At 45.3% G+C, this 25,491-nt stretch carries 29 protein-coding genes; all 29 read left to right on the plus strand.

Translation table 11 applies throughout. The features are described from left to right. The 29 genes from BVG16_RS03735 to trpA all read left to right on the plus strand — a co-directional run bounded on the left by BVG16_RS03735 (window position 1) and on the right by trpA (window position 25,473). A complete protein-coding gene (locus tag BVG16_RS03735) occupies window positions 1-348 on the plus strand; it encodes a 2Fe-2S iron-sulfur cluster-binding protein (RefSeq protein WP_078497167.1) in 348 nt (115 codons plus the stop codon). Window positions 349-353: 5 nt separating this feature from the next. Beyond that, on the plus strand, window positions 354-1,115 hold the full coding sequence (locus BVG16_RS03740; RefSeq protein ID WP_233146884.1) for a hypothetical protein: 762 nt from the start codon (window positions 354-356) through the stop codon (window positions 1,113-1,115). A gap of 23 nt (window positions 1,116-1,138) precedes the next feature. Further along, on the plus strand, window positions 1,139-1,885 hold the full coding sequence (locus BVG16_RS03745) for a DsbA family protein (protein ID WP_158081613.1): 747 nt from the start codon (window positions 1,139-1,141) through the stop codon (window positions 1,883-1,885). 12 nt (window positions 1,886-1,897) lie between these two features. Then, entirely contained in the window at window positions 1,898-2,335 is a 438-nt protein-coding gene (locus tag BVG16_RS03750; protein ID WP_078497170.1) for a disulfide oxidoreductase, read from the plus strand. Between the two features lie 381 nt (window positions 2,336-2,716). Then, window positions 2,717-4,195, plus strand: coding sequence for a stage IV sporulation protein A (gene spoIVA / locus BVG16_RS03755; RefSeq protein ID WP_078497171.1), 1,479 nt, complete (start codon window positions 2,717-2,719; stop codon window positions 4,193-4,195). A gap of 202 nt (window positions 4,196-4,397) precedes the next feature. Continuing rightward, entirely contained in the window at window positions 4,398-5,504 is a 1,107-nt protein-coding gene (locus BVG16_RS03760; RefSeq protein WP_078497172.1) for a sugar ABC transporter substrate-binding protein, read from the plus strand. A 16-nt stretch (window positions 5,505-5,520) separates the two neighbouring features. Beyond that, the gene (locus BVG16_RS03765) at window positions 5,521-7,038 is read left to right on the plus strand and encodes a sugar ABC transporter ATP-binding protein (RefSeq protein ID WP_078497173.1); all 1,518 of its coding nucleotides are present in this window, start codon (window positions 5,521-5,523) and stop codon (window positions 7,036-7,038) included. Next, on the plus strand, window positions 7,035-8,030 hold the full coding sequence (locus BVG16_RS03770) for an ABC transporter permease (protein WP_078497174.1): 996 nt from the start codon (window positions 7,035-7,037) through the stop codon (window positions 8,028-8,030). The genes BVG16_RS03765 and BVG16_RS03770 overlap by 4 nt, the downstream gene beginning before the upstream one ends. Before the next feature lie 214 nt (window positions 8,031-8,244). Beyond that, window positions 8,245-8,517, plus strand: a complete 273-nt coding sequence (locus tag BVG16_RS03775) for an HU family DNA-binding protein (RefSeq protein WP_078497175.1) — start codon at window positions 8,245-8,247, stop codon at window positions 8,515-8,517. A gap of 116 nt (window positions 8,518-8,633) precedes the next feature. After that, window positions 8,634-8,867, plus strand: coding sequence for a trp RNA-binding attenuation protein MtrB (gene mtrB / locus BVG16_RS03780; RefSeq protein WP_408635286.1), 234 nt, complete (start codon window positions 8,634-8,636; stop codon window positions 8,865-8,867). 93 nt (window positions 8,868-8,960) lie between these two features. Further along, complete coding sequence (locus BVG16_RS03785) at window positions 8,961-9,500, plus strand: hypothetical protein (RefSeq protein ID WP_144027276.1); 540 nt, start codon at window positions 8,961-8,963, stop codon at window positions 9,498-9,500. Between the two features lie 122 nt (window positions 9,501-9,622). After that, window positions 9,623-10,489 carry a heptaprenyl diphosphate synthase component 1 gene (locus BVG16_RS03790; RefSeq protein ID WP_158081614.1) on the plus strand — a complete coding sequence of 289 codons (867 nt, stop codon included), beginning with the start codon at window positions 9,623-9,625 and terminating at the stop codon, window positions 10,487-10,489. A 9-nt stretch (window positions 10,490-10,498) separates the two neighbouring features. Next, window positions 10,499-11,218 carry a demethylmenaquinone methyltransferase gene (locus tag BVG16_RS03795; protein WP_078497178.1) on the plus strand — a complete coding sequence of 240 codons (720 nt, stop codon included), beginning with the start codon at window positions 10,499-10,501 and terminating at the stop codon, window positions 11,216-11,218. A gap of 1 nt (window position 11,219) precedes the next feature. Beyond that, window positions 11,220-12,089, plus strand: coding sequence for a UbiA-like polyprenyltransferase (locus tag BVG16_RS03800; RefSeq protein ID WP_078497179.1), 870 nt, complete (start codon window positions 11,220-11,222; stop codon window positions 12,087-12,089). Window position 12,090: 1 nt separating this feature from the next. Further along, a complete protein-coding gene (locus BVG16_RS03805; protein ID WP_078497180.1) occupies window positions 12,091-12,741 on the plus strand; it encodes a UbiX family flavin prenyltransferase in 651 nt (216 codons plus the stop codon). After that, window positions 12,698-13,564 (plus strand): menaquinone biosynthesis protein, encoded by an 867-nt coding sequence (locus tag BVG16_RS03810; protein ID WP_078497181.1) that lies wholly within the window; start codon window positions 12,698-12,700, stop codon window positions 13,562-13,564. Before BVG16_RS03805 ends, BVG16_RS03810 begins: the two co-directional genes overlap by 44 nt. Then, entirely contained in the window at window positions 13,561-14,535 is a 975-nt protein-coding gene (locus tag BVG16_RS03815; RefSeq protein ID WP_078497182.1) for a polyprenyl synthetase family protein, read from the plus strand. Before BVG16_RS03810 ends, BVG16_RS03815 begins: the two co-directional genes overlap by 4 nt. A 57-nt stretch (window positions 14,536-14,592) precedes the next feature. Continuing rightward, window positions 14,593-15,036: a nucleoside-diphosphate kinase gene (ndk, locus tag BVG16_RS03820; RefSeq protein WP_078497183.1), complete on the plus strand. Its 444-nt coding sequence runs from the start codon at window positions 14,593-14,595 to the stop codon at window positions 15,034-15,036. 28 nt (window positions 15,037-15,064) lie between these two features. After that, window positions 15,065-15,844, plus strand: a complete 780-nt coding sequence (locus BVG16_RS03825) for a CheR family methyltransferase (RefSeq protein ID WP_144027291.1) — start codon at window positions 15,065-15,067, stop codon at window positions 15,842-15,844. Window positions 15,845-15,916: 72 nt separating this feature from the next. Then, entirely contained in the window at window positions 15,917-16,081 is a 165-nt protein-coding gene (locus BVG16_RS33065; protein WP_198957409.1) for a hypothetical protein, read from the plus strand. A 180-nt stretch (window positions 16,082-16,261) separates the two neighbouring features. Continuing rightward, on the plus strand, window positions 16,262-17,431 hold the full coding sequence (aroC, locus tag BVG16_RS03830) for a chorismate synthase (RefSeq protein ID WP_078497185.1): 1,170 nt from the start codon (window positions 16,262-16,264) through the stop codon (window positions 17,429-17,431). A gap of 1 nt (window position 17,432) precedes the next feature. Continuing rightward, on the plus strand, window positions 17,433-18,527 hold the full coding sequence (gene aroB, locus BVG16_RS03835) for a 3-dehydroquinate synthase (protein ID WP_078497186.1): 1,095 nt from the start codon (window positions 17,433-17,435) through the stop codon (window positions 18,525-18,527). Beyond that, window positions 18,528-18,893 carry a chorismate mutase gene (aroH, locus tag BVG16_RS03840; RefSeq protein ID WP_078497187.1) on the plus strand — a complete coding sequence of 122 codons (366 nt, stop codon included), beginning with the start codon at window positions 18,528-18,530 and terminating at the stop codon, window positions 18,891-18,893. Between the two features lie 473 nt (window positions 18,894-19,366). Continuing rightward, the gene (trpE, locus tag BVG16_RS03845) at window positions 19,367-20,914 is read left to right on the plus strand and encodes an anthranilate synthase component I (RefSeq protein WP_078497188.1); all 1,548 of its coding nucleotides are present in this window, start codon (window positions 19,367-19,369) and stop codon (window positions 20,912-20,914) included. 32 nt (window positions 20,915-20,946) lie between these two features. Next, complete coding sequence (gene trpD, locus BVG16_RS03850; protein WP_078497189.1) at window positions 20,947-21,990, plus strand: anthranilate phosphoribosyltransferase; 1,044 nt, start codon at window positions 20,947-20,949, stop codon at window positions 21,988-21,990. Next, entirely contained in the window at window positions 21,980-22,789 is an 810-nt protein-coding gene (gene trpC, locus BVG16_RS03855; protein WP_078497190.1) for an indole-3-glycerol phosphate synthase TrpC, read from the plus strand. The genes trpD and trpC overlap by 11 nt, the downstream gene beginning before the upstream one ends. Further along, complete coding sequence (locus BVG16_RS03860; RefSeq protein WP_078497191.1) at window positions 22,786-23,472, plus strand: phosphoribosylanthranilate isomerase; 687 nt, start codon at window positions 22,786-22,788, stop codon at window positions 23,470-23,472. The genes trpC and BVG16_RS03860 overlap by 4 nt, the downstream gene beginning before the upstream one ends. After that, complete coding sequence (gene trpB, locus BVG16_RS03865) at window positions 23,469-24,680, plus strand: tryptophan synthase subunit beta (RefSeq protein WP_078497192.1); 1,212 nt, start codon at window positions 23,469-23,471, stop codon at window positions 24,678-24,680. The genes BVG16_RS03860 and trpB overlap by 4 nt, the downstream gene beginning before the upstream one ends. Beyond that, the gene (gene trpA / locus BVG16_RS03870; protein ID WP_078497193.1) at window positions 24,661-25,473 is read left to right on the plus strand and encodes a tryptophan synthase subunit alpha; all 813 of its coding nucleotides are present in this window, start codon (window positions 24,661-24,663) and stop codon (window positions 25,471-25,473) included. The genes trpB and trpA overlap by 20 nt, the downstream gene beginning before the upstream one ends. The last annotated feature ends 18 nt before the right edge of the window (window positions 25,474-25,491 follow it).

Consider the following 25,491-nt stretch of genomic DNA (forward strand, 5'->3'; position numbering starts at 1 on the left):
ATGGATTTGTATGAAGTGAAATTTGAACCGGATCAACGAAAAATACAAGTCCGAGCGGGCACAACACTTCTCGATGCAGCACGTCGTGCCAAGGTACCTATACGAACACGGTGTGACGGTAAAGCATCCTGTCTGATGTGTAAAGTTGAAATGGGGCAGCCAACAGGTCTTATGCCTCCTAATAAGCAAGAAGTATTAAAGTTAGGGTCGCTGGTTCATAGCGGAATCAGACTAGCCTGTCAAGCACGGGTGAATGGCAATACGACTGTGATCGTACCGGAAGATCCACTCAAAGCGGCGATTCGCAAACAATTAGCCCGCAAGGAACAGGAGGATGACTTGTTTTGACAGTTATGGCAAGGCGTAGAATGAGGTTGCAGCATAAATCGACTCGCGTAGGAGCAGCAGCAGCTATACTAATGCTGCTCGCATCTCTAACAACAGGGTGCATGTATCCAAAGGAATTGCGGGGAGAGAATCAACTCTCTTATCGTGAGACAACATTGCTTGTGCAGAATGCTGTTGAATCCTACCAGAAGGATAACGGTATATTACCTATTATCACAAGTCCACAATCAACGCCGATGTATGAGAAATACCGGATTAACTTTGAACCGCTGATCGATGGCAAGTATCTCAGTGCGATTCCATCCACTGCTTATGAGAAGGGTGGAACAGGTTATTTTATGATCATTCATGAAGAGACGAAACCCGCGGTTAAAGTTATGGATTTGACGACCTTTCAACAAGTCAATGATGTACAGAAGCTTGTCGATACGTATAAGAGCGCGCATGCAGGAGAATTACCGGCAGGGGAGCAAGCCTATCCCGATTTTTATGATATTAATGGCGATTTGTTGAACAGCAAGGTACCTACCTTGAAAAGTGTCTATTCTGGGGAAGAAATTCCGTTTATGATGGACAAACAAGGCAAGGTATTTGTCGATTACGCAACTGACATCATGGTAGCTATTCAGAAATCTGGCAAAGAACCGCAAGGTCAGAATATAGATTTACGTGATCTGCTCGTGGAAGCTTCCTATTATGTTCCCGTCAAATCAACTACATATCATTGGGTGAACCAACAACCTGTACCGATCAATACTGCATCTTAAATTTTTTGAAGAGGAGAATGAACGTGGGAGAAAGTAAGCATAAGAAGAATAGTGGAAGCTATGCATCGCAGAAATCCAAGTCGAAGCCGAATAATAAATTTTTCGGTATCTTTATCGCTGTTGTCGTTGTGGTATTGATTGGAGCTCTGGTTGTATTGAACAACCTTCAACCTTCGAAGGCAGATACGCCGCCAGCGGCAGGAAAGGTCTATGATATTTCTACCGAAGGCCAACCTACAATTGGGAAACCAGATGCGAAAGTAGAAGTGGTGGAGTTTGGTGATTTTAAATGTCCGACTTGTCGCCAATTTGAGACAGATACGTTCCCGAAACTCAAAGAACAATATATTGACACCGGAAAAGTAAAATTAACCTTCATTAATTTCTCGTTCATGAGCCAGACGATGGGATTAAAGGATAATGACTCTCGCCGCGCAGCGATGTTCGGTGAAGCGGTATACAAACAAAATCCAGAAGCATTCTGGACTTACTATCAAGAGCTCTACAAAAACCAAGGGGATGAACGTGAAGCTTGGGCAACAGAAGAGTTCTTAAGCAATATTGTGAAGCAAATCCCAGGCATCGATGTAGAAAAAGTGAAAAAAGATGTTCAGGATGATGTGAACAAATCCGAGTTAGATAAAGACCATAGCATTGTGAACCGCCTTGGTATTTCGTCGACTCCGTCTTTGTTTGTGAATGGTCAGCTATCTCCAGGTTATACGCTAGATGCCCTAACTCCACTCATTGAGGCAGAATTAGCCAAATAACGGAGGGATTCGATGAAACAGTGGATGCATAAATATGGATTGTATGCGGCTTGGCTCGTATCCATCATTGCAACAGCAGGCAGCCTCTATTTAAGTGAAGTGCTTATGTATGAACCGTGCAAACTCTGTTGGTTCCAACGCATCTTGATGTATCCGCTCGTAATTATTCTAGGGATTGCAGCCTATGAACAAAATACTCGGATTACGAAATATGCCCTTCCGCTCAGCATCATCGGAGGTTCTATATCAATTTGGCATATATTAGAACAGAAACTTCCTGGATTTGCCAAGCTTGCACCCTGCAAAGTAGGTATTCCTTGCAATTTTGACTATTTAAATTGGTTCGGTTTCATTACGATTCCCATGCTGGCATTAACCGCATTTATCCTAATTACAGTGATTCTATTCTGGATCCGCAGCGCAGAAAATGAAGAAGAATCCGAAAGCTGAGCAGTAAGCATAAGGCCTTTCCAACATTTTTATGTTGGGAGGGCTTTTTTTTGTCATGTTATAGATATATTGCGAATAAACTAGCAAATGTGTACATATATCATATTTGGAAGGCTTGATGGACAGTAGCACCTAGCAGAGAGAAATGACGCGAATCTATTTTTTTGCAAATAAAACGTCATATTTTTTCCACTCGCTCATAAGATGTTACTAGTCCAAATGCATGTACGAGTTTACGTCGCTTCGCGCGCATATCTAGAAAAGGTCATCCTAGCGGCGGCACACACTGGCGACAACGGCAACAGCTCATACGTTGCAGTGAATAGTGAACAAGTTTTCTGGTAGATTCGTCTGTCAGAAAAATTTTAGGAGGGGATATCAGTGGAAAAAGTGGACATTTTTAAGGACATTGCTGAGCGTACCGGCGGGGATATTTACCTCGGGGTCGTCGGTGCGGTCCGCACAGGTAAATCAACCTTTATCAAAAGGTTTATGGAGACGGTTGTTTTGCCTAACATTACGAATGAAGCTGACCGCGCTAGAGCGATTGATGAATTGCCGCAGAGTGCTGCAGGTAAGACCATTATGACGACAGAACCTAAATTTGTACCGAATAATGCAGTGCAAATCCGAGTGGCTGAAGGCTTGGATGTAAACGTGCGCGTCGTAGATTGCGTCGGCTATGCTGTATCAGGTGCAAAGGGGTACGAAGACGAGAACGGGCCGCGGATGATCTCCACGCCATGGTTCGAAGATCCGATTCCGTTCCAAGAAGCGGCTGAGATCGGGACTCGCAAAGTTATTCAAGAGCATTCAACCCTTGGTGTTGTTGTAACGACAGATGGCACGATCGCAGAAATTCCCCGTAGTTCTTACGTCGAGTCGGAAGAACGCGTCATTGCAGAATTGAAGGAAGTGGGCAAACCTTTTGTCCTCATTATCAATTCCACACGACCTCGCAGTGAAGAAGCGCTTCAACTACGTAATGAACTTGCGGCTAAATATGATATTCCGGTGATGACGCTCAGCGTGGCTACCATGGGCGAAGATGATGTGATGGGCGTATTGCGCGAGGTGCTTTACGAGTTCCCTGTGCATGAAGTCAACGTCAATCTTCCAAGCTGGGTCATGGTGTTAAATGATAACCACTGGTTGCGCAGTAACTATGAGAATTCCGTAAGAGACACGGTGAAGGACATTCGTCGTTTACGCGATGTGGATCGCATCGTCGCTCAATTTACGGATTATGATTTCATTGATCGTGCAGGACTCAGCGGTATGAATATGGGTCAAGGGGTTGCCGAGATTGACCTGTATGCACCGGATGAATTGTACGATCAGATCTTAATGGAAGTTGTTGGCGTAGAAATTCGAGGTAAAGATCACTTGCTGCAACTGATGCAGGAATTTAGTCATGCGAAGCGGGAATATGATCGGTTCTCAGAAGCCCTGGAGATGGTCAAGACAACGGGTTATGGTATTGCTGCTCCAACCCTTGCCGAGATGCAGTTGGATGAACCTGAGCTCATTCGTCAAGGCTCAAGATTCGGTGTACGCCTCAAAGCAACGGCGCCTTCTATCCATATGATCCGTGTTGATGTCGAGTCCGAATTCGCGCCGATTATTGGAACGGAGAAGCAGAGTGAGGAGCTTGTGAGGTACCTCATGCAGGACTTCGAGAACGATCCGATCAAGGTCTGGGATTCAGATATGTTCGGTCGCTCGCTGCACTCCATTGTGCGTGAAGGCATTCAAGGCAAAATTGCAATGATGCCGGATAACGCGCGCTATAAACTGCAAGAAACGTTAGGCCGTATCATTAACGAAGGATCAGGTGGATTAATTGCCATCATCCTCTAACAACCAAATCATTCCATAATATCCAAAAGAGGTGCTTTCACGAGCGCCTCTTTATTTTTTGTGACAAAATTCATAGTTTTTTTCATAAAACCAATTTACACAATCGGAATTAACGGTTATAGTATCAATAATGAATCTTTGGGAAAATATTACCTCAGGTTTCAGCAAAGGAAAAGATAGATTTTTAGTAGGGGGATTTAAGATGAAAAGAAAAGCAAGCTCATTCCAGAAAAAAGCAACCTTGATTTCGATGATCTTATTGTTGTTCGTGATCAGTGCGTGTGGAGCTAAGGCGTCCAGCGATACGCAAAGCACAGACCAAGGTGCGGCATCCACATCTACTGACACAGGTAAGGATTTACCTTTGAAAGGTAAGAAAATCGCACTTATTATGCATTTCAATATCGGAACCTTCTCAGCGCAATACATTGAAGGCGTGAAAGAAGAAGTGAAAAGATTCGGCGGAGAAGTAAGCGTCTTCGCTTCCGATAATGATTTAACGAAGATGGCTTCCAACCTCAATGTGGCGATCACGCAGCAGTTCGACGGGATCTTAACGGATCATGGCACAGCAGAAGCGTTGCAAGCAGGCGTACAAAAGGCCGTAGATAGTAAGATTCCAGTGGTATCGTTCGATGCAGCCTTGAAAATACCAGGTGTAACGGTCCTCGAGCAAGGTGACCAGAAGATGGCGGATATGACGCTAGAGCAATTGGGTAAAGACATTGGCGGCAAAGGTAACATCGTTAAAGTGTGGGTTGCTGGATTTGCGCCGATGGAACGCAGACAATTGGCTTACCAAGAATTTATGGCCAAAAACCCGGGTATCAAAGAAATTGCAACATTCGGTGCAGCATCTGCCAATACGGCATTAGATACGCAAGCCCAAATGGAAGCGATCTTGAAGCAATATCCGAATAAAGGCGATATCTCGGCGGTATGGACGGCATGGGATGAATTTGCCAAAGGTGCAGCACGTGCGATTCAGCAGGCTGGACGCGATGAAATCAAAGTGTACGGGATTGACATGAGTGATGAGGATTTACAAATGATTCAGGATAAAGCGAATCCATGGGTGGCTTCTGCTGCCGTGGATCCGAAAGATATCGGACGCGTACAAGTTCGCTACTTATATCAAAAATTACACGGTGATACCACCGAAGATACCGTTGTCCTGGAACCGGTATTTGTACATCGGGATGCATTGCCTGCTGAACAAGTATCTACCACAGAACTATCCAAATATATTGAAGGATGGGGCAGCAGCACGCAAGGTTTACTAGATTGGATGAAAGATTACGAGAAATAAGTGAGGTTCGAATGCGATGACTGCAAACCAAGAGGAACTACGTCTTGAACACATCACGAAGTCGTTTGCGGGCGTTCCGGCACTGAAAAGCGTGGATTTTACCGTGCATCGCGGTGAGATCCACGCCTTATTAGGCGCAAATGGAGCGGGCAAGAGTACGCTGATGAAAATACTATCAGGCGCGTATACGCTAGACGCGGGAACGATAACGATCGGACCGCGAGAGGTCAAGCTGCACTCCCCGTCGGACGCCAAAAAGAATGGCATTCACTGTGTATATCAAGAAGTTGATACCGCGCTTGTCCCGCAGATTACCGTTGCCGAGAATATTCTACTAGACCGACTTTCCACGAGGGAAGGCGGTTTATGGCATTCTTGGGGACAAATCTATCGGGAAGCGGAAGAAGCGATTGCGAAACTAGGAGCATCAATTGACGTGCGTAAAAAGGTGGAGGGATTATCTCTTTCCGAGAAACAGCTTGTCTTGATTGCCCGTACGCTAGTTGAGAAAGCCAAATTTATTATTTTTGACGAGCCTACAGCTCCGTTAAGCCATGAAGAGACCACGAATTTATTCCGCGTTATGAAACAAATGAAAGCAGAAGGCATTGGGTGCATTTTTATATCACACCGCTTGCCAGAGGTCTTCGAACATTGTGATCGCGTGACCGTCATGCGAGATGGTCAACAGGTGTATACGGAGTCCTGCGAAGCGTCATCCATGGACGAAGTCATCCGGCACATGCTTGGGAAGACGTTCGAGGAAGAATTTCCAAAGCGGAACGTGCCGATCGGTGAGGTGATCTTACAGACGGACCAGTTAACTTCAGGAACGCGCGTCAAACAGGTGGACATGCAGGTACGAAGCGGTGAGATTGTCAGTGTCGTAGGTCTGGTGGGTGCCGGTAAATCGGAGCTTTCGAATGTCCTATTTGGTGCATTACGTCGTGATCAAGGACATATCTTCATGCACGGCAGGAAGTTGAGCGTGAAGAACCCGTCGGATGCCATTGAAGCTGGTATTGTTCTTGTACCCGAAGAGCGCCGTAAACACGGGATTATGGTTGAAGATTCAGTGCAGCAAAATTTGAGTCTGCCTTTGTTGCGACAACTGAGTCGTATCGGCTTTGTTCGCGGACGTCGAGAACAAGAGCACGCGCAACGGCTGGTTGACCGTCTGGGCGTAAAGACTTCGTCGTTGAAGCAACAGGTGAAATTTTTGAGCGGAGGGAACCAGCAGAAGGTAGCGATCGGGAAATGGGTGGAGACCAAAGCGGATGTGTTTTTGTTCGATGAGCCCACGAAAGGCGTCGACATCGGAGCAAAAAGCGATATTTTCCGACTCATCGGTGATCTTGCACATCAAGGAAAAGGCATTCTCTATTTCACCTGCGAATTTGCAGAGGCGATCGGCATTGCAGATCGGATCCTCGTGATGTGTGAGGGCCGCGTCGTCAAAGAATTTAGCCGCGATGAGGCAACGCAGGAGAAGTTATTGTATTACGCAAGCGCAGGTCAGGAGGACGAATCATGAAGAACAAATTGCTCCATATCTTATTTCGCTATGGATCCATTATTGTGATCTTAGGTGTTATACTATTTTTCTCGCTTACATTACCGCATTTTTTTAGCTATGCGAATCTAACAGACATTCTTCGTTCCATTTCTATCGTGACGTTTGTTGCGATAGGCGTGACGCTTTCGCTTATCGTCGATGGGTTCGATCTTTCCGTAGGATCCACGGTCTCGATCGCGACCGTCGTCTCCGCGTCCATGATGGTATGGTATGAACAACCCATATATATTGTCATTGGTGTACCGCTTCTGATTGGTGCGGCGATTGGTTGTATTAATGCCTTCTTTATTGTGAAGGTACGAATTCCCGATTTACTTGCGACGCTTGCCATTATGTATATCGTGTCAGGATTGCATAAGACGTATACATCAGGTTATTCCATCTATAACAACATGCAATTTCAAGATGGGACGAAAGCGCCAGGGAAATTTAGTGAATCGTTCCTATGGTTAGGTCAGGGAGAATGGTTGGGCATTCCAGTTCCTGTCATTTTGTTGATTATTGCCGTAGCTGTTGTTCATGTGTTTTTGACGTATACTCGATTTGGCCGACAAATGTATGTGACAGGCGGGAACGAAGAAGCAGCCCGCTTGTCGGGGATCAAGGTGAAAAAGGTTCGTACATTGGCTTATGTGGCATCGGGCGTATTTGCGGCTTTTGGCGGCGTTTTATTTGCTGCACGAATTGGATCTGGTCAAATTGATGCGGGTGCGCCCCTCTTAATGGAGGCCGTAGCTGCCGTGTTTGTCGGATTCTCGATTATGGGTGCGGGCAAGCCGAACGTCATTGGCACATTTTTTGGCGCCGTATTGATTGGGGTCCTTGTCAATGGACTAACGATGATGAATGTGCAATATTTCATGCATGACATTATCAAAGGGATTGTACTCGTACTGGCGCTCTCCGTGACCTTTTACTATCTATACCGTACGCGTTCAGGCAAAAATTAAGAAATATGCCGATTTTTTGGATGAAAATGCCGCAAAACCCTTGAGAGCACTTGAAATTCACTCCCCAGTGTATTACTATAAGTTTGTTCCTGCCTGCACGAAGGTGCTGGGCCGTTTTGGGAAAGGCAAATTTCCACGTGAATGTATAATTTTCAGCGAAACGGTAAGAAAGTATGATAACGGAGCATAATCCTTCTGGGGAGGTGAAAAGAGCATGAACAAATCAGAATTGGTTGCACAAGTTGCTGAAGCGACAGAACTTTCGAAGAAAGATGTCACGAAGGCAGTTGACGCGGTATTTGACGCCATTTCCGCAGCGCTTCAAAACGGTGATAAAGTTCAATTGGTTGGCTTCGGTAACTTCGAAGTACGCGAACGTTCCGCTCGTAAGGGTCGCAATCCGCAAACGGGTCAAGAAATCGAAATTCCAGCTAGCAAGATCCCAGCTTTCAAACCGGGTAAAGCACTTAAAGACGGAATTAAATAAACGATTGTACATATTTTAGTGTTTTAGAATTAGACCGTGACCGTTGTTCACGGCTTTTTCTTTTCCTAAAGGGATGAAAAGCCGTGAACAACGCTTAAGAAGGAGGGGAAACGTAGGTGGAAGAGAATTTGAACAACAGCAGTGCGGAGTATTTTATCGTGAAAGCCAAAGCGCAGGGCGTGCAAGTCATCGGCTTAACTCGCGGGCAAGATACGCGTTTCCATCATACTGAAAAGTTAGATAAAGGCGAAGTGCTTATTGCTCAATTTACAGAACACACTTCTGCCGTGAAAATCCGTGGAAGCGCCACTGTCCTGACGAAATACGGTACAGTCGAAACCGACGGATAGAAATTGCAGGCATAGCCTGCTTTTTTTGATTGTACAATGCTAGTGTAGGGTATTCTCTGGACGAGATCGTCCATGGAAAAGGAGCGCGATGAGATGCGTTTGGTTAAACCGTTCACACTAGCTTGTATAGGTTCCATGGTGATCGCTATGATGCTCACGATATTTTCGCAAGGAGTTATAAAATCCAGGGGCGTGCCAGAAAGCTTGCCCGTAATTTCAGAGTTGTCTCCATTGACAATAAATGAGAATAACCTGGTTGATGCATTATCGGAGCTGCCTTTGACCCTGCGTTACAGCAAGGTGTCATGGAATGCTTCTACGTTAGCGATTGACGTGCATGTCAAGAAAATGCAGCATACCTCTGAATCCATTTACGAGAATATGGCGAAGCTCATCTTATTCAGTTTTGCGCAGACGACCAATGTGAATCAGTTATTTCTTCGATTTGTTGAAGAGGATGAAGCCGTAGGGCGTGGCAAGAGCTTACTGTTAGCTCTCGATGTGCGAAGGGATGAACTTCGTGAAGAAGAATTGCAAATCCTGCGATCGCTTCAAGGTGAGCCGGATTCCGTGCTCAAGGAGCGTTTGCATTTACGGTATACAACCTTATGGCGTAACGAATTCAAGTCATGAAAAAACTTTATTGTAAAAAAAGCGAATGAGATGCAGTGCGTGGGTAAATAACTTATGCTATAATAATTTAGATTGCTTAGTTTACAGAATTTTGTACTCGCAGTATGTTCGGAGGCTTCTTAATGAAACGTTATCGCGTACCTGAATTAGCTCAAAAGTATATGAAGCATGACATGATCAGCAACAACATGGAGATGCCCGTTTTTCCGGACACTCGCATTCGTTTGTTGTCTGTTTTTTTGGATAAAAATCCAGTTGCCAAACGGCATAGCGAACTTTATTCGCTTGCAACTTCCTTGGTGCAAATGGCGCTTGATACGCACGATCTGATCGATCCATCGGATGAGATTAAGCCGGAGCGTGAGATGCGTACGCGTCAAGTGAACGTGTTAGCGGGTGATTTTTTTAGCAGTCGGTTCTACCAACTGCTCGCTCAAGCCGGTGAAGTGGATATGATTCGGCAGTTAAGCGATGCTGTTGCTGAAGTGAATCGTCTGAAAATGAATTTGTACATGCGTATGAAACAGTGCTTGTTGACGACGGAGGAATACACGTCTACCTTAGTACAATTGAAGACGCAGTTATTTACAGCGTTTAATCAACTCGTTGATGACGTGAACAAGAAGTTCTGGCCAGAGCTGCTTCAAGCATTTACACTATGTGAAATCGTTCGCGAAGAGCTGTCAAAGGAGAATGATTTACATACCTTTGAAGGTTCGTGGGCGTATTGGCATATTTTGCAGGAGGGGGTTGAAGAAGATCAGACCCTGCTGCGTGAGAACAAAGTAGAGGACCGTCACGTAAAGACGTTATGGGCCAAATACAATATACAGAATCTACTGTTAGATAAGCTTCGGCACACGGTAACTGACATTCAAAGCATACTGCGCGAGCCTGCTCCAGAAAAATTTCTGCGGGAACTGATGAACATTGGCGAGCCGTTCTTTCGAATGACACGTGAGACTCTGACGGTCGTGAAGGAAGGTTGAGCGTAACATATGGATACGAATTCACCGAAATCTAAGGAACAGTTCGTTCATTCGGTCTTTGAGAGTATTGCTCCGAAATATGACATTATGAATGATGTCCTTAGTTTTCGTCGTCATAAAGCATGGCGTAAATTTACGATGAAGAAAATGAACATTCAACCCAGCAACACGGCCATTGATTTATGCTGCGGAACATGTGACTGGACGATTAGTATTGCAGAAGCAAGTCAGACGGGGAATATCGTAGGGCTTGATTTCAGTCAAAACATGTTGGATGTAGGCAAAGTCAAAGTGGATCGCGCGAACCTGGACCGACAGATCGAATTAATCCAAGGCAATGCGATGGACCTGCCCTTTGAGGACAATCGGTTTGATTATGCCACAATCGGCTTCGGATTACGAAATGTCCCTGATTTGAAGCGGACGCTTGCGGAAATGCAGCGCGTTGTGAAACCAGGCGGCATGGTTGTATGTCTTGAACTATCTAAGCCGACATGGCAGCCTTTCAAAGGCATTTATTATTTTTATTTCCAGAAGATTCTGCCGATGTTAGGCAAAATTCTCGTCAAACGTTATGAACAATATAAATGGTTACCCGAATCACTTGCTGCTTTCCCGGGCCGATATGAACTCGCTGATATCTATCGGGAAATAGGTTTGAAAGATGTACAAGCATATCCGCTAACCGGCGGAATTGCTGCGCTTCATATCGGGATTAAGGAGCGTTAAGATGCTTAAGAAGATCGGTATATTTTTAGAAATGATTAAATTTGAACATACGTTGTTCGCATTACCTTTTGCTTTTATTGGTACGATTCTAGGGTCTATTGTGGAAAAAGGGACGTTACCTACGTGGGGACAAATATGGTGGATCCTTGTTGCCATGGTTGGTGCACGAAGTGCGGCGATGGGCTTGAACCGTCTCATCGATGCAGCTATTGATAAGCGGAACCCTCGCACGGAAGGTAGAGCCATTCCCGCAGGCTTGCTCAAAATTAGTGAAGTTATCATCTTTATTATTATCTCATTCGGATTACTGTTCTGGGCTGCTGCATCCTTAGAGCCACTAGCGATGAAGCTGTTACCTATTGCAGTATTTTTTATGGTGTTGTATTCCTATACCAAACGTTTTACATGGTTGTGCCATGTGGTATTGGGTCTTACGATTGCGCTTGCTCCGCTAGGCGGATGGGCAGCCGTGACGAATCAGGTGGATTGGACGGCTATCGTCTTTTACTTAACGGTCGCTTTCTGGACAGCGGGGTTTGATGTCATTTATGCCTGTCAAGATTATGACTTTGATAAAGAGCAGAAGCTGCATTCCATCCCTGTTCGGTTTGGTATTGCCAAAGCATTATGGATCGCTAGAGGATTTCATGTATTAACTGCGGTTGGATTTATTTCTTTATTTGTCATGACGGATTTAAGCTGGTGGTATTTCGCCGGGATGATTATTTCCTACGCCATTCTGTATTATGAGCACCGTTTGGTGAAACCTCATGACTTGAGCAAAGTCAATACAGCCTTCTTCCCCATGAATGGGATACTAAGCGTCGTTGTCTTTGTATTTACGTTCTTGGATTTGGTGGTGTTCCGTTAAGATGAATGGCGGAACACAACGTAAACGTTGGGTTGTAGGTATCACGGGAGCCAGCGGTTCGATATATGGCGTGCGCTTAATTGAAGCATTGCTATCCTCGGATCTGGATGTACATATCCTGATCACTGATGCAGGCTGGCGGGTCATCAAGGAAGAGTTGGGCTGGGAAGTAACAAGACGAGGAGATGTGCTGGAGCAGAAGTTTGGACGCTATGAAGGTACATTTCAATACCATCCCATTCAAGATATTGGCGCAAGTATTGCGAGCGGTTCGTTCCGAGCAGCAGGCATGTTCATCATGCCTTGTTCCATGGGGACGTTATCGACGATTGCCCATGGTGCCTCTGATAATCTAATGGGTAGAGCGGCAGATGTGATGTTAAAAGAGGGGCGTCCGTTAATCATCGTGCCTCGTGAAACACCACTCCATGCGATTCATTTAGAAAATATGTTAAAATTAGCACGTTTGGGCGTGCGGATCGTGCCGGCTATGCCGGCCTTTTATCACGGACCTCAGACGTTGGATGATGTCGTGAATTTTTTGGTAGGCAAAGTGTTGGATCAAGTTGATATTGAACATGAATTGTACACCAGATGGGGGGATTCGGATGATCAGCAATCTAGGGAATCCGATTCGCATCGGAGAAATTAATTACACGAATGTATGGCCTGTGTTTTATCATTTTAACCCGGAACAATTGAAAATTGATGTGGAGACAACCTTACAGGTGCCGGCGCAGCTCAATCGAGCAATGCTTGAAGGCGAAATTGACCTTGGTCCAATTTCTTCTTTTGCCTACGGTGCGTCTTATGACAAGTATAATTTGTTTCCGAATTTGTCTGTCAGTGCATTTGGACCGGTCAAATCCATTCTTCTGTTCTTGAAAAAGCCGCTAGAAGAAGTTCTTCATGGTAAAATCGCGCTTACAAATACGTCGGCGACATCGGTAAACTTGCTCAAGATTATCATAGAGAAGTTTTATGGTGGGAAGCCAACGTATATCGTGATGGATCCCTCTCTACCTGAGATGATGGAACAGGCAGATGCGGCGTTATTGATCGGGGACCATGCCATTCGCGCCGATTGGTCGAATCGGGCGTATGAGGTGATGGATTTAGGTGAACGATGGAATTATTTTACGGGGGAATGGATGACTTTCGCGGTATGGGCCGTATCTCGTGTATCCACGGAACAGCATCCCTTTGAGATTCGTAAAATCGTAGATGCGTTCCACGATAGCAAACAACGTACGTTGATGGATCGTGAACCCATTGTTCGAAAAGCATGCATTGAAATTGGGGGCACACCAACCTATTGGCGTGAATATTTCAGCGGATTATGCCATGATTTTGGACAAGCGCAGCAAAATGGGTTAGAATTATACTTCCAGTATTGCAAAGAGCTTGGACTAATAGAAAATAAGGTTGAAATCTGCATTTGGTCAGATAATACGGTCGCACAGGTGAAAGAATGAAACTATTGGAACTGTATGCAACAATGAAAAAGGATGTACAATTCATCGAGAACCAGCTGGAGAAAAGTATTCGCTGCGATCATGAGTTGTTGAGTGAGACCTCATTACATTTATTTAAAGCAGGAGGAAAGAGACTTCGTCCTGTTTTTGTTCTGTTATCCGGAAAGTTCGGTACCTATGACTTAGAGAAGCTGCAGCATATTGCCGTGCCGCTCGAAATGATTCATATGGCTACATTGGTCCATGATGATGTCATTGACGATGCGAACACACGACGTGGACAGCTTACGGTCAAGTCCAAATGGGATAACAAAATTGCGATGTACACCGGGGATTATCTCTACGCGAAGGCGTTATCGATTGTAACCCAATTACATAATCCAGTTATTCATCAAGTGTTATCTAAAGCGATTGTGCAGATGTGCATTGGTGAATTGGAACAATTACGAGATTTCTTCAATACGGATCAAACGGTTCGTAACTATTTGTTGCGCATACGTCGTAAAACAGCACTTCTGATTGCCATTAGTTGTCAATTAGGAGCGATCGCGGTTGGTGCACCGGATAAAGTAAGTGCTGCCTTATACCGTTATGGATATAATGTTGGTATGGCTTTCCAAGTGAGGGACGACCTGTTAGACTTATGTGGGACGGAGAAACAAATCGGGAAACCTCCTGGAAGTGATATGCGTCAAGGCAATATCACGCTGCCAGTCTTACTGGCGCTTCAAGATGAACAAATTCGTGGACCATTATTGGCTGAGATTGCAGAAATTCAGCAACAAGAAGGGAAACACGACGCCTCAAAAGCCATTCAAATGATTCGCGGAAGCAAAGGACTTGAACAAGCGGAAGAAATGGCGGATCGCTATATTGCCAAAGCATTACATGCGCTTGAATCCTTGCCGAATGTCAAAGCGAAGAAGAATTTGACGGACATTGCCCATTTCGTTGCGAAACGCTCCTACTAATCCTAGGAAGCGATTGCATATATAGTTTTTCTTTTGACTAATATGAGGGGTGAAATTGTGGAACGAACTTTTGTAATGGTTAAACCAGACGGTGTACAGCGTGGAGTGATTGGGGAAATCGTAAGTCGGTTTGAGAAGAAAGGTTTTCAACTTGTTGCATCAAAATTGATGGTGATTCCACGTGAGAAAGCGGAATTTCATTATGCTGAGCATGCCTCCAAACCTTTTTTTGGTGAGCTCGTTGACTTCATTACGTCAGGCCCTGTGTTCGCGATGATATGGGAAGCGGATCAAGTTGTTCCGTTATCACGTACATTGATCGGCAAGACAAACACGCTGGAAGCATTGCCAGGAACCATTCGTGGGGATTTTGCAGTACATACCAATTTTAATTTGATTCACGGTTCGGATTCACCTGAAAGCGCTGAGCGTGAGATTAACAATTTCTTTGAACCTCATGAATTAGTCACGTACGACAAAGCGATCAAACCTTGGATCTAGTCCGAAAGGTGATGTTCTGATGGAGAGCATGGAGAGAGATGAAGACTATATTGCATTTATTCGTAAGATAAAAGAGAAATCAGGTATAGATCTTGCGCAATATAAAGAGGCACAGATGAAGCGTCGTCTAACGACGCTTCGCCTCAAACATGGCTATACGACGTTTGTTTCTTTTTACGAAGCCATGATGAAAGACAAGCATTTATTTTATGAATTTTTAGATCGCATGACGATCAATGTATCTGAATTCTGGAGAAACCCGAACCGTTGGGATGTTCTTCGTCAGACGATTTTACCAGAGTTGGCTCGCAATAATCCAAGGTTGAAGTTATGGAGCGCAGCTTGCTCGACTGGAGAAGAGCCGTATTCACTGGCCATGATCCTGGCTGAAGCTGGAATGCTGCGCCAGACGCAAATTCATGCGTCAGACTTAGACGACGGTGCCCTGCAGCGTGCCAAGGATGGGATCTATATTGAAAGGTCCTTGAAGGAAGTACCTCCGAATTATGTAGAGCGGTATTTCACACGGCATGGCGACTTCTATCACATTAAACCTGAGCTTACACAATCGATTCAATTTAAAAAACAAAATCTTCTCGAAGATTCTTTCGAGTCTCAATATGATCTAATTATTTGCCGAAACGTCATGATTTATTTTACAGAAGAAGCGAAATCCATACTGTACCATAAATTCTCACGAGCCTTACGACCTGGCGGGATCTTGTTCGTCGGAAGCACGGAGCAGATTTTTAGTCCTGGACAATACGGGCTGGAATCTGCGGAAACGTTCTTTTATCGAAAAAAATAAAGACTGCGATGTATATTGTGAAAATTTTCTTCCAATACTATGGACAAGTGCCAAATTTGGAGGTCAAGCAGAATGGACAAACGAAAGGTCATTGCCGCATATCGTCGTGGATTTATTAACATTCAAGAATGTGCGCAAATTTTAGGGATCGAATCTGTGCAAATCAAAGGGATGATCAACGATCCACAGTTTGCAGATATTCCGATCGGATTCAAGAAGCATTCTGCCAACGGATAGAAGCATGTCATGGAACTAGAAATCGGATGTAGGACACCTCCGCTTAAGACGTAAGCTTGCGTCTTCGGGGGTGTTTTTGTTGTTGTTGGTTGTCAAAGTAATCCTGCTATACTATAATGAGCAAAGATATCAGCGGATTTTAGCCAATTGCAGTTTTACAGTTTAAAGGGGGAAAGCAACGTGAGCTTACGTTATTTAACAGCTGGTGAAACCCACGGACCACAGCTTACAGCAATCATTGAAGGATTGCCTAGTAATTTAAAATTGGATTTTGATGAATTGAATTTCCAGTTGCATCGTCGTCAAAAAGGTTATGGCCGTGGACGCCGGATGCAAATCGAAAAAGATACAGCAAACATTGTCGGCGGTGTTCGACATGGCAAAACAACAGGGGCTCCTGTTGCGCTTGTTGTGGAGAATAATGACTGGAAGCATTGGACATCCGTCATGAACATTGAGCCGATCGAAGGCAGCGATGAAGAGAAACGCCGCGTACACCGTCCGCGCCCTGGGCATGCAGACTTGAACGGCGGTCTGAAATATAATCTCAAAGATCTACGGAATGTTCTTGAGCGTTCAAGTGCGCGGGAGACGGCAGCTCGGGTAGCTGTTGGTGCCGTGGCAAGACAATTGCTTGCCGAGTTCGGCATCAAAGTCGGTGGACAAGTGATTCGGATCGGTGAGATTGAAGCGCCAGCGAATGATTTGCCTCTTGATGAATTAATTCGTCTAACCGAAGAATCTTCCGTACGTGTCGTTGACAAAGAGACAGAACAGAAAATGGAAGCCTACATTGATCAAATTAAAGCAGAAGGCGATTCCATCGGCGGTGTTGTGGAATGTGTCATCGAAGGTGTACCTATCGGCTTGGGCAGCCATGTTCAATATGATCGCAAGTTAGATGGCCGCATTGCGCAAGCCGTGATGTCCATCAATGCATTTAAAGGATGCGAAATCGGGATCGGCTTTGAAGCAGGTACAATTCGCGGCTCCCAAGTGCATGATGAAATTATGTATAGTGAAGAGCGCGGATACTATCGTGCGTCCAACCGTCTAGGTGGTTTTGAAGGCGGCATGACGAATGGGATGCCGATTGTTGTTCGCGGTGTGATGAAACCTATTCCTACATTATACAAACCGCTTGCTAGCGTGGATATTGATACCAAAGAACCGTTTTCAGCACAAGTAGAGCGTTCCGACAGCTGTGCTGTTCCTGCAGCAAGTGTCGTGATGGAGCATGTCGTTGCTTGGGAAGTAGCCAAAGCCTTTTTAGAAAAGTTCGGTGGCGATTCCATTGAAGAAATCCGAATGAATGTGAATAATTACTTATCCCAATTGGAGAGTTATTAATATGAGAGAGCTAACCGTTGATTTAGGTGATCGTTCTTATCCGATTTACTTTGGTGAAGGATTAATCCAACAAGCAGGACAATTATTTACGAAGCATGGGATCACGAGCAAGAGTCCATTATTGATCGTGACGGACGAACATGTTGCTCCGCACTATTTGTCCAACTTGGAATCAGCATTCGCAGCGAGCGGCTACCGTACGGCGAGTTATATCGTACCCGCAGGGGAGAAGTCGAAATCTTTATCCCAACTTGAAGAAATTGTGACCGTTGCGCTAGAAGCTGGTTTGGACCGGTCATCTACGGTGATCGCTCTCGGTGGCGGTGTTGTGGGTGATTTAGCTGGATTTGTCGCAGCATCCTATATGCGTGGTGTGAAGTTTGTTCAAATCCCTACAACCATTCTCGCGCATGATAGCAGCGTGGGCGGCAAAGTTGGTGTCAATCATGTGCTGGCGAAAAACATCATCGGTGCTTTTCATCAGCCTGAAATGGTATTGTATGATTTAAATACATTGCGTTCGTTGCCTTATCGTGAGATTGTCGCCGGACTGTCGGAGATGATCAAACATGGTTTGATCTGGGACGCCGAATTTATAGCTTGGCTGGATGAACATACGCAGCATTTGCTCACGTTGGAGCCCGAGGCATTAAGTTATGGCTTGTATCAAGGTTGCAACGTGAAATCCATCGTAGTATCTCGTGATGAACGGGAAAATGATCTGCGCGCGATTCTGAACTTAGGTCATACCATAGGACATGCGCTAGAAGCTGTGTCTGGATATAATGAATTGCTACATGGAGAAGCCATCTCGATCGGGATGGTCGGATCTGCGAAACTTGCTGTACATTTGGGTTATGATGCATCCATATATCACGAGACGAAACGCATTCTCTCGAAATTTGGGCTTCCAACACAAATCCCAACGCATTTGAACGTAGATCAAATCATGAATGCGATGATGCATGATAAGAAGTTTAAGGAAGGTTCGATGGTATTTGTCGTACCGATTGCGATTGGTCAAGTGGAGATCTTGAAAGATGTCTCTGCGCAATTGGTTCGGCAGGTCGTCATGGAATTGAAGGAGGACGTCTAGATGATGGTGCGTGGCATTCGTGGCGCGACAACAGTAACAGCGAATGAAGAAAAAGAGATCTTATCGGAAACGATCGTTTTATTGAACGAAATTGTACGAGTCAATGATGTTGATCCAGAACAAATTTGTTCGGTATTCGTGACGATGACACCAGATTTAGACGCCACGTTTCCAGCCCGAGCCATTCGTGAGATGGCGGGTTGGGAGCTTGTGCCTCTCATGTGTTCCATTGAGATTCCGGTCAAAGGCGGTTTAGAACGTTGCATTCGCCTGATGGTACAAGTGAACACAGAGAAACGGCAGAACGAAATCCATCATGTTTATTTGAATGAGGCCAAACGTCTTCGCCCTGATCTAGCCAGGTAAAAATGAGAAAAACCTCTACCCTCGGTCCATTCGAAGAAGAGCGACCGAGGGTAGAGGTCAGTTTTTATGTCAGGTTTTTGCATATTGACGACTTCTCGTTGTTCCTGTATATTGTTCATTAATGATAGTTTAGTGCGTTAGTCGCAGAGCCAGAGTTGAGATGAGTTTAGAACAGTTGAGTTGAGTAGAGTCCAGTTGAGTGTTTTTTGAGATGAGTAGGGAATAACGATAGTTGTGAACTGTTTTCCGCGTAATAAATCGATATTGCTTTCGGGGCTTATTTTGCTTTCGTTCAGCATAAGAATCATTCACTTGGAATGATTCATGGTTGGTTTATTCATAGCGTTCACGGTTATATTCCTTGTACTCCTGGGCAATCCATTTCAATATCTAACCAACCTCTACCTTTGGTAGAGGTTTTTTGTTGTTTTACGCTGCTGCGGGATAGCCCATGAATAGAAGGAGTGATCGAGATGACCAATACAAGTTTAGAGCAAGTCATTCAATACGCGCGGGAGTATAATCTTATTCCAGTTGTTCGTACCATCATGGCGGATACAGAGACCCCGATTCGGATATTTCAACACTTTTACCAAGAACCAAGAGCATTTCTGCTCGAAAGCGTTGAAGGTGGCGTGAAATGGGCGCGGTATTCTTTTATTGGGAACGATCCTTTTCTTATGATTCGTGGCAAAAACGGCGTCATCGAAATCGAACGGCAAGGACGGACGGAGCGGGTAGAGGAGAAGCCCATTGAAGCGTTAAAGGCTTACCTCAGATCATTCCGGTCACCTTCCATGGAGAATGCACCTCCTTTTATGGGGGGCGCGATTGGCTACTTCGGTTATGATCTCCTGCAGTATTATGAAAATTTACCAGCACATCAGATCGATGATTTAAATATGAATGATATTCAATTTATGTTCTGTGATCAGGTGATTGTCTTTGATCATATGAAGCAGCAAATTCAAGTGATCGCGAATATTCACATTCCAGAGATTGCGACAGAGGAAGATATCAAGACAGCGTACCGGAAGACGATTTGTAAAATTGATGCGACAATCGATAAGCTCAGACAACCGATACCCTACGCAATGATGAGCAGTAATCCGATACCTGCGGATGTAGACCTTGGTAATGTGCAATCCAACGTGAGCAAGGAGCAGTACATTGCGAATGTCGGTCAGGCCAAAGAACTTATTCGAGCCGGAGATATCTTCCAAGTTGTTCTATCCCAACGATTCAATATTGAGACACAAGTTTCGCCGCTTCAAGTATACCGTGTGCTTCGGACGATGAATCCCTCTCCTTATATGTATTATTTGAAAATGGATGATGAGGTGATTGTCGGTGCATCGCCGGAGGCTTTGGTGAAAGTAAATGAAGGGCGCGTAGAAACGAAGCCGATCGCGGGTACGAGACCCCGGGGCGCAACACCGGAAGAAGATGCTCTACTTGAGAAAGAGTTGTTAGCGGACGAGAAAGAACGTGCAGAGCATCTCATGTTGGTGGATCTGGGACGCAATGACTTAGGGCGGGTATCGGAGTTCGGAACGGTTCGTTGTGATTCTTATATGGAAATAGAGAAATACTCACATGTGATGCATATCGTCTCGAATGTATCGGGACAGCTTCGCAAGGATCGAGATTTCTTCGATGCGATGCTATCATGCATGCCCGCGGGTACATTATCCGGCGCACCAAAGCTGCGTGCGATGCAGATCATTGCGGATATGGAACGAGAAGCCCGGGGACCTTATGGTGGGGCAATCGGATATTTAGGCTTTAGTGGCAATATGGATACTTGCATAACCATACGAACCATCGTATTCAAGGGCGGAAAAGCCTATGTGCAGGCTGGGGCGGGAATTGTGTGGGATTCCATTCCAGAGAATGAGTACCAAGAAACGGTGAATAAAGCCATGGGCTGCTTGAAAGCCATACGGATGGCAGAAGCCATTTTTCCAGATCGTACGAAGGAAGTCGCGTATACGAATTTAGATTATTTCGTTAAATCTTAAGAAGAGCTTAGTGAAGTTGAGGAGGAGAAGAGATGAGCAGAGAGGTTAGCGTAATTTCCACGGCAATAAGCAAGTTAATTGCAGGGGCTGATTTGACCCGAGAAGAAGCACAAGATGTAATGAGTGAGATTATGGAAGGCCGTGCGACCTCCGCACAGATCGGCAGCATTCTGACAGCGATGCGCATCAAGGGAGAGACCATTGACGAAATTACCGGTTTCGCACAAGTGATGCGCTTGAAATCCAATCGGGTCTTGACAGAGCAGCGGAAATTACTGGATACTTGCGGAACAGGCGGTTCAGGCATTCATAAGTTTAATATTTCAACCATTTCCGCGATCATCGCATCTGCGAATGAAGTACGTGTCGCTAAACACGGGAATCGCTCTGCATCAAGCAAAGCGGGGAGTGCGGACGTGTTGGAAGCGCTTGGTGTGAATATTAATTTAACGAGTGATGCAGCAGCCAAATGTTTGGACGATATCGGGATTTGCTTCATGTTCGCGCAGCTATATCACCCTTCGATGAAATATGCAGCGGAACCACGTCGCGAGCTTGGCGTAAGAACCATCTTTAATATGTTAGGTCCGCTTACCAATCCTGCTGGCGCAGATCGTCAGTTATTAGGCATTTATGACCGTTCGAAAACAGAGACGATTGGCGCCGTGTTAGAGCAGCTTGGATTGAAACGTGCCATGGTTGTCTCAAGCTATGACGGATTGGATGAGATCAGTATATCCGCACCGACGACGATTACGGAATTACGGCAGGGTCAACTCCGTACCTATGACATTACACCGGAAGACTTAGGCCTGAGCAGTTATGCTCTCGATCATGTCTTAGGTGGCGATGCAGAGATGAACGCGATGATCATTCGCAATATTCTTCAGGGAGATCGCGGCGCGTATCGGGATATTGTCTTAGCGAATGCAGGAGCCTGTATCTATGTGTCTGGCCGAGCGGATACGATTCAAGAAGGTGTCAAAATAGCCTCGGACATGATTGATTCGGGAAAGGCACTTACGAAGTTAGATCAACTTATTAAGACGACAGGAGAATACGCATATGTTTCTTGATCGCATTGTAGCTACCAAAAAAATAGAAGTTGAGCAGCTCGCATCCACATTTCATTTGTCCGAAGCTGAGCGTATCATCGCGAATATGCCTGCTTGTCTAGGCTTTGAACGAGCCCTTTCCACCAGTCGACAACGGGATATGGGATTAATTGCAGAAGTGAAAAAAGCTTCGCCGTCCAAAGGACTCATCCGACCGGACTTCCATCCCGTAGACTTGGCGAAGGGGTATGTCGCTGCGGGAACCGATTGCATATCGGTGTTAACGGATCAAAATTATTTTCAGGGAAATAATGCGTACCTGACAGCGATTCGGGAAGCCGTGAATGTGCCGTTATTACGTAAAGATTTTACGATTGATGAACGTCAAATTTATGAAGCCCGGCTCATTGGCGCAGATGCCATCCTTCTGATCGCAGCGATCTTAACGAAAAACCAGTTGGGCAGTTACTTAGAAATTGCAAAATCCATTGGACTCGATGTTCTTGTGGAAGTGCATGACAGGCAGGAACTTGAGACTGTATTGGAATTAGGGACAGCTACGTTGATCGGAGTCAATAATCGGAATCTGCACACGTTCGAGACAAATCTGAAGACTTCTGAGGAATTAATCGAACTTATGCCTGCGGGGGTTACGAAGGTCAGTGAGAGCGGTATTGCTGGCGTGGAAGATATGACGTATTTGAAGTCGATCGGTGCGGATGCGATGCTGATTGGGGAGTATTTTATGCGGCAAGCCTCCGTCGAACAAGCCATTGAAGATCTGCTCGGATCGGTAGGAATTGGGGGGCCGCGTCTATGAGCGCCGAACCCTGCACATCTGTGCCTACTGTGAAAATATGTGGACTTCAATCCGTTGAAGTGCTAAAATCTATGATAAACTTACCTGTGGATCAAGTAGGATTTGTATTCGCGACAAGCAAGCGGCAGGTCCGTGCCGATCAAGTAGCAGAAATGATTTCTTTTATTCGTGCTCAAGATACGTTTCGACCGGTAACCGTGGGTGTTTTCGTGAATCCGCAATTGGATGAATTAATAGATCTGCTGAAGATCGCACCTCTGGATGTCGTACAGTTACATGGACAGGAGAGCGCAGAATTCTGCCAAGCTGTCAAAACACAATGCGCCGTTCAAATTTATAAATGTCATTCTTTACGTGAGAGCAGCAACCCTGATTCGGTCTCCGATTCCTGGGATGCCTATCGCGATGTCATCGATGCGTTGATATTAGACAGCTATGATCCCGTATATATTGGGGGTTCGGGGAAGACCTTCCCATGGGAGCGAATTGCCCCCTATCAAAAATGGGCGAAGGAAGCGGGAATTCCATTAATCATTGCCGGAGGTTTACATCCTGGGAATGTACATGAACTGTTAGATCGTATCCATCCGGATGGCGTGGACGTATCTAGCGGCGTAGAAACAGATGGCGTGAAGGACATCGTGAAAATAACAGCTTTTGTAGAAAGGGTGAAACAACAATGAATCAAGTTCCAGATCAGAATGGACGTTTCGGCGATTTCGGAGGACGTTTCGTACCAGAAACGTTAATGAATGCATTGTTAGAATTAGAAGAAGCTTATTATAAATATACGCAAGACCCGGAGTTCATTGCTGAGCTCAACTACTTACTGAAACAATATTCAGGCCGTGAAACGCCGCTTTATTATGCTGAACGATTGTCCAGCCATTTAGGCGGTGCCAAAGTCTATCTGAAGCGTGAGGACCTTAACCATACCGGTGCTCATAAAATTAATAACACGATTGCACAAGCTTTGCTCGCAAAACGTATGGGCAAGAAAAAAGTTATTGCCGAGACGGGTGCTGGCCAACATGGTGTGGCAACGGCAACGGTAGCTGCTTTATTGGGGCTAGAATGCAAAGTATTTATGGGTGAGGAAGATACGAAACGGCAACAATTGAATGTATTCCGCATGAAGCTGTTAGGATCTGAAGTGATTCCGGTAACGTCCGGTTCCCGAACATTGAAGGATGCAGGGAACGAAGCATTACGGTACTGGGTAAGCAACGTTCAGGATACCTTCTATATTCTAGGGTCCGTTGTTGGACCGCATCCTTATCCGATGATGGTAAGAGATTTCCAACGGATCATTGGCGATGAAGCAAGAGCACAGATTCTTGAGGCCGAAGGCCGTCTTCCGGATGCTGTCGTTGCGGCGATTGGCGGCGGAAGTAACGCGATGGGAATCTTTTATCCATTTGTCCAGGATGAAGGCGTTCGTCTCGTCGGTTGTGAGGCTGCCGGGAAAGGCGTTGATACAGCTTTCCATGCAGCAACGATGACGAAGGGAACCAAAGGCGTATTCCAAGGTTCCATGAGTTATTTGTTGCAAGACGAATACGGACAAGTTATTGAAGCCCATTCGATTTCGGCAGGTCTCGATTATCCAGGGGTAGGACCGGAGCATTCTTACTTAAAAGACACAGGTCGAGCAGAATATGTACCGATTACAGACATGGAAGCGTTGGAAGCACTCCAGTTGCTGTGTCGCACAGAGGGGATTATCCCTGCTTTAGAATCGGCGCATGCGATTGCTCAAGTCGTCAAACTTGCTCCAACCATGGATCAAGATCAAATCATCGTCGTCTCCTTGTCAGGTCGCGGAGATAAGGATGTTGAATCGATCATGAAATATTTAGGAGGTGACGCCCATGTCAGCGAATCGAATTGATCAAACATTTCAGAAGCTAAAAGCTGCTGGAGAAACCGCGTTGATTCCCTTCTTAACCGTTGGAGATCCGGATATTACAACGTCTATTGAAATTATAAAAGAGATTGAAGCAGCAGGAGCCCATATTGTTGAACTGGGTGTGCCTTATTCGGACCCGCTTGCGGATGGACCCGTGATTCAACGTGCATCATCACGTGCGTTGGTCCACAAAATAACGATTCTTGATTGTATTCAAGTCGCAAAGGAAGCAAGAGAGCAAGGCGTGCAGTTGCCCTTTATTCTTTTTACTTATTATAATCCTATCTTACAGTTGGGAGTGGAGCGTTTCTTCCAATTGCTAGCGGACAATGATATTAGCGGCATGATTATTCCCGATTTACCGGTAGAAGAGGATGCGCATGTACGAGAGCTCGCGGTGAAAGCTAATATTCATCTCATCCCACTTGTTGCGCCTACTTCGCAGGATCGCATCGAACGAATTGTACGTAACGCGGGTGGGTTCATTTATTGCGTGTCCTCACTAGGAGTGACAGGTGTTCGTTCTTCTTTCCATGAAGGAATTGAGCAATTTATTAACCAAGTGAAGCAAGCGACTTCATTGCCAGTTGCGGTTGGCTTCGGCATATCGACGAATGAACAATTCCGCATGTTCTCGAAGTTGTGCGATGGCGTCGTCGTAGGCAGCGCGATTGTCCGCAAGATTGAAGAGGAGTTAAGCAATCTGCAGTCACCAACGACACGTCAAGCAGCTCTCTTGCAAATTCAAGATTTTGTGCGACAATTAAAAGCATAACTTTTTTTGAGAGGATGA

The organism is Paenibacillus selenitireducens, assembly GCF_002021565.1.
GTDB lineage: Bacteria > Bacillota > Bacilli > Paenibacillales > Paenibacillaceae > Paenibacillus_K > Paenibacillus_K selenitireducens.

Bases quoted from the DNA above. Each gene is read 5' to 3' on its own strand.
- BVG16_RS03735 (WP_078497167.1), top strand. From the start codon at position 1: ATGGATTTGTATGAAGTGAAATTTGAACCGGATCAACGAAAAATACAA.
- BVG16_RS03740 (WP_233146884.1), top strand. From the start codon at position 354: ATGGCAAGGCGTAGAATGAGGTTGCAGCATAAATCGACTCGCGTAGGA.
- BVG16_RS03750 (WP_078497170.1), top strand. From the start codon at position 1,898: ATGAAACAGTGGATGCATAAATATGGATTGTATGCGGCTTGGCTCGTA.
- BVG16_RS03760 (WP_078497172.1), top strand. From the start codon at position 4,398: ATGAAAAGAAAAGCAAGCTCATTCCAGAAAAAAGCAACCTTGATTTCG.
- BVG16_RS03765 (WP_078497173.1), top strand. From the start codon at position 5,521: ATGACTGCAAACCAAGAGGAACTACGTCTTGAACACATCACGAAGTCG.
- BVG16_RS03770 (WP_078497174.1), top strand. From the start codon at position 7,035: ATGAAGAACAAATTGCTCCATATCTTATTTCGCTATGGATCCATTATT.
- BVG16_RS03775 (WP_078497175.1), top strand. From the start codon at position 8,245: ATGAACAAATCAGAATTGGTTGCACAAGTTGCTGAAGCGACAGAACTT.
- BVG16_RS03785 (WP_144027276.1), top strand. From the start codon at position 8,961: ATGCGTTTGGTTAAACCGTTCACACTAGCTTGTATAGGTTCCATGGTG.
- BVG16_RS03790 (WP_158081614.1), top strand. From the start codon at position 9,623: ATGAAACGTTATCGCGTACCTGAATTAGCTCAAAAGTATATGAAGCAT.
- BVG16_RS03795 (WP_078497178.1), top strand. From the start codon at position 10,499: ATGGATACGAATTCACCGAAATCTAAGGAACAGTTCGTTCATTCGGTC.
- BVG16_RS03800 (WP_078497179.1), top strand. From the start codon at position 11,220: ATGCTTAAGAAGATCGGTATATTTTTAGAAATGATTAAATTTGAACAT.
- BVG16_RS03805 (WP_078497180.1), top strand. From the start codon at position 12,091: ATGAATGGCGGAACACAACGTAAACGTTGGGTTGTAGGTATCACGGGA.
- BVG16_RS03810 (WP_078497181.1), top strand. From the start codon at position 12,698: ATGATCAGCAATCTAGGGAATCCGATTCGCATCGGAGAAATTAATTAC.
- BVG16_RS03815 (WP_078497182.1), top strand. From the start codon at position 13,561: ATGAAACTATTGGAACTGTATGCAACAATGAAAAAGGATGTACAATTC.
- BVG16_RS03825 (WP_144027291.1), top strand. From the start codon at position 15,065: ATGGAGAGAGATGAAGACTATATTGCATTTATTCGTAAGATAAAAGAG.
- BVG16_RS33065 (WP_198957409.1), top strand. From the start codon at position 15,917: ATGGACAAACGAAAGGTCATTGCCGCATATCGTCGTGGATTTATTAAC.
- aroB (WP_078497186.1), top strand. From the start codon at position 17,433: ATGAGAGAGCTAACCGTTGATTTAGGTGATCGTTCTTATCCGATTTAC.
- aroH (WP_078497187.1), top strand. From the start codon at position 18,528: ATGATGGTGCGTGGCATTCGTGGCGCGACAACAGTAACAGCGAATGAA.
- trpE (WP_078497188.1), top strand. From the start codon at position 19,367: ATGACCAATACAAGTTTAGAGCAAGTCATTCAATACGCGCGGGAGTAT.
- trpD (WP_078497189.1), top strand. From the start codon at position 20,947: ATGAGCAGAGAGGTTAGCGTAATTTCCACGGCAATAAGCAAGTTAATT.
- trpC (WP_078497190.1), top strand. From the start codon at position 21,980: ATGTTTCTTGATCGCATTGTAGCTACCAAAAAAATAGAAGTTGAGCAG.
- BVG16_RS03860 (WP_078497191.1), top strand. From the start codon at position 22,786: ATGAGCGCCGAACCCTGCACATCTGTGCCTACTGTGAAAATATGTGGA.
- trpB (WP_078497192.1), top strand. From the start codon at position 23,469: ATGAATCAAGTTCCAGATCAGAATGGACGTTTCGGCGATTTCGGAGGA.
- trpA (WP_078497193.1), top strand. From the start codon at position 24,661: ATGTCAGCGAATCGAATTGATCAAACATTTCAGAAGCTAAAAGCTGCT.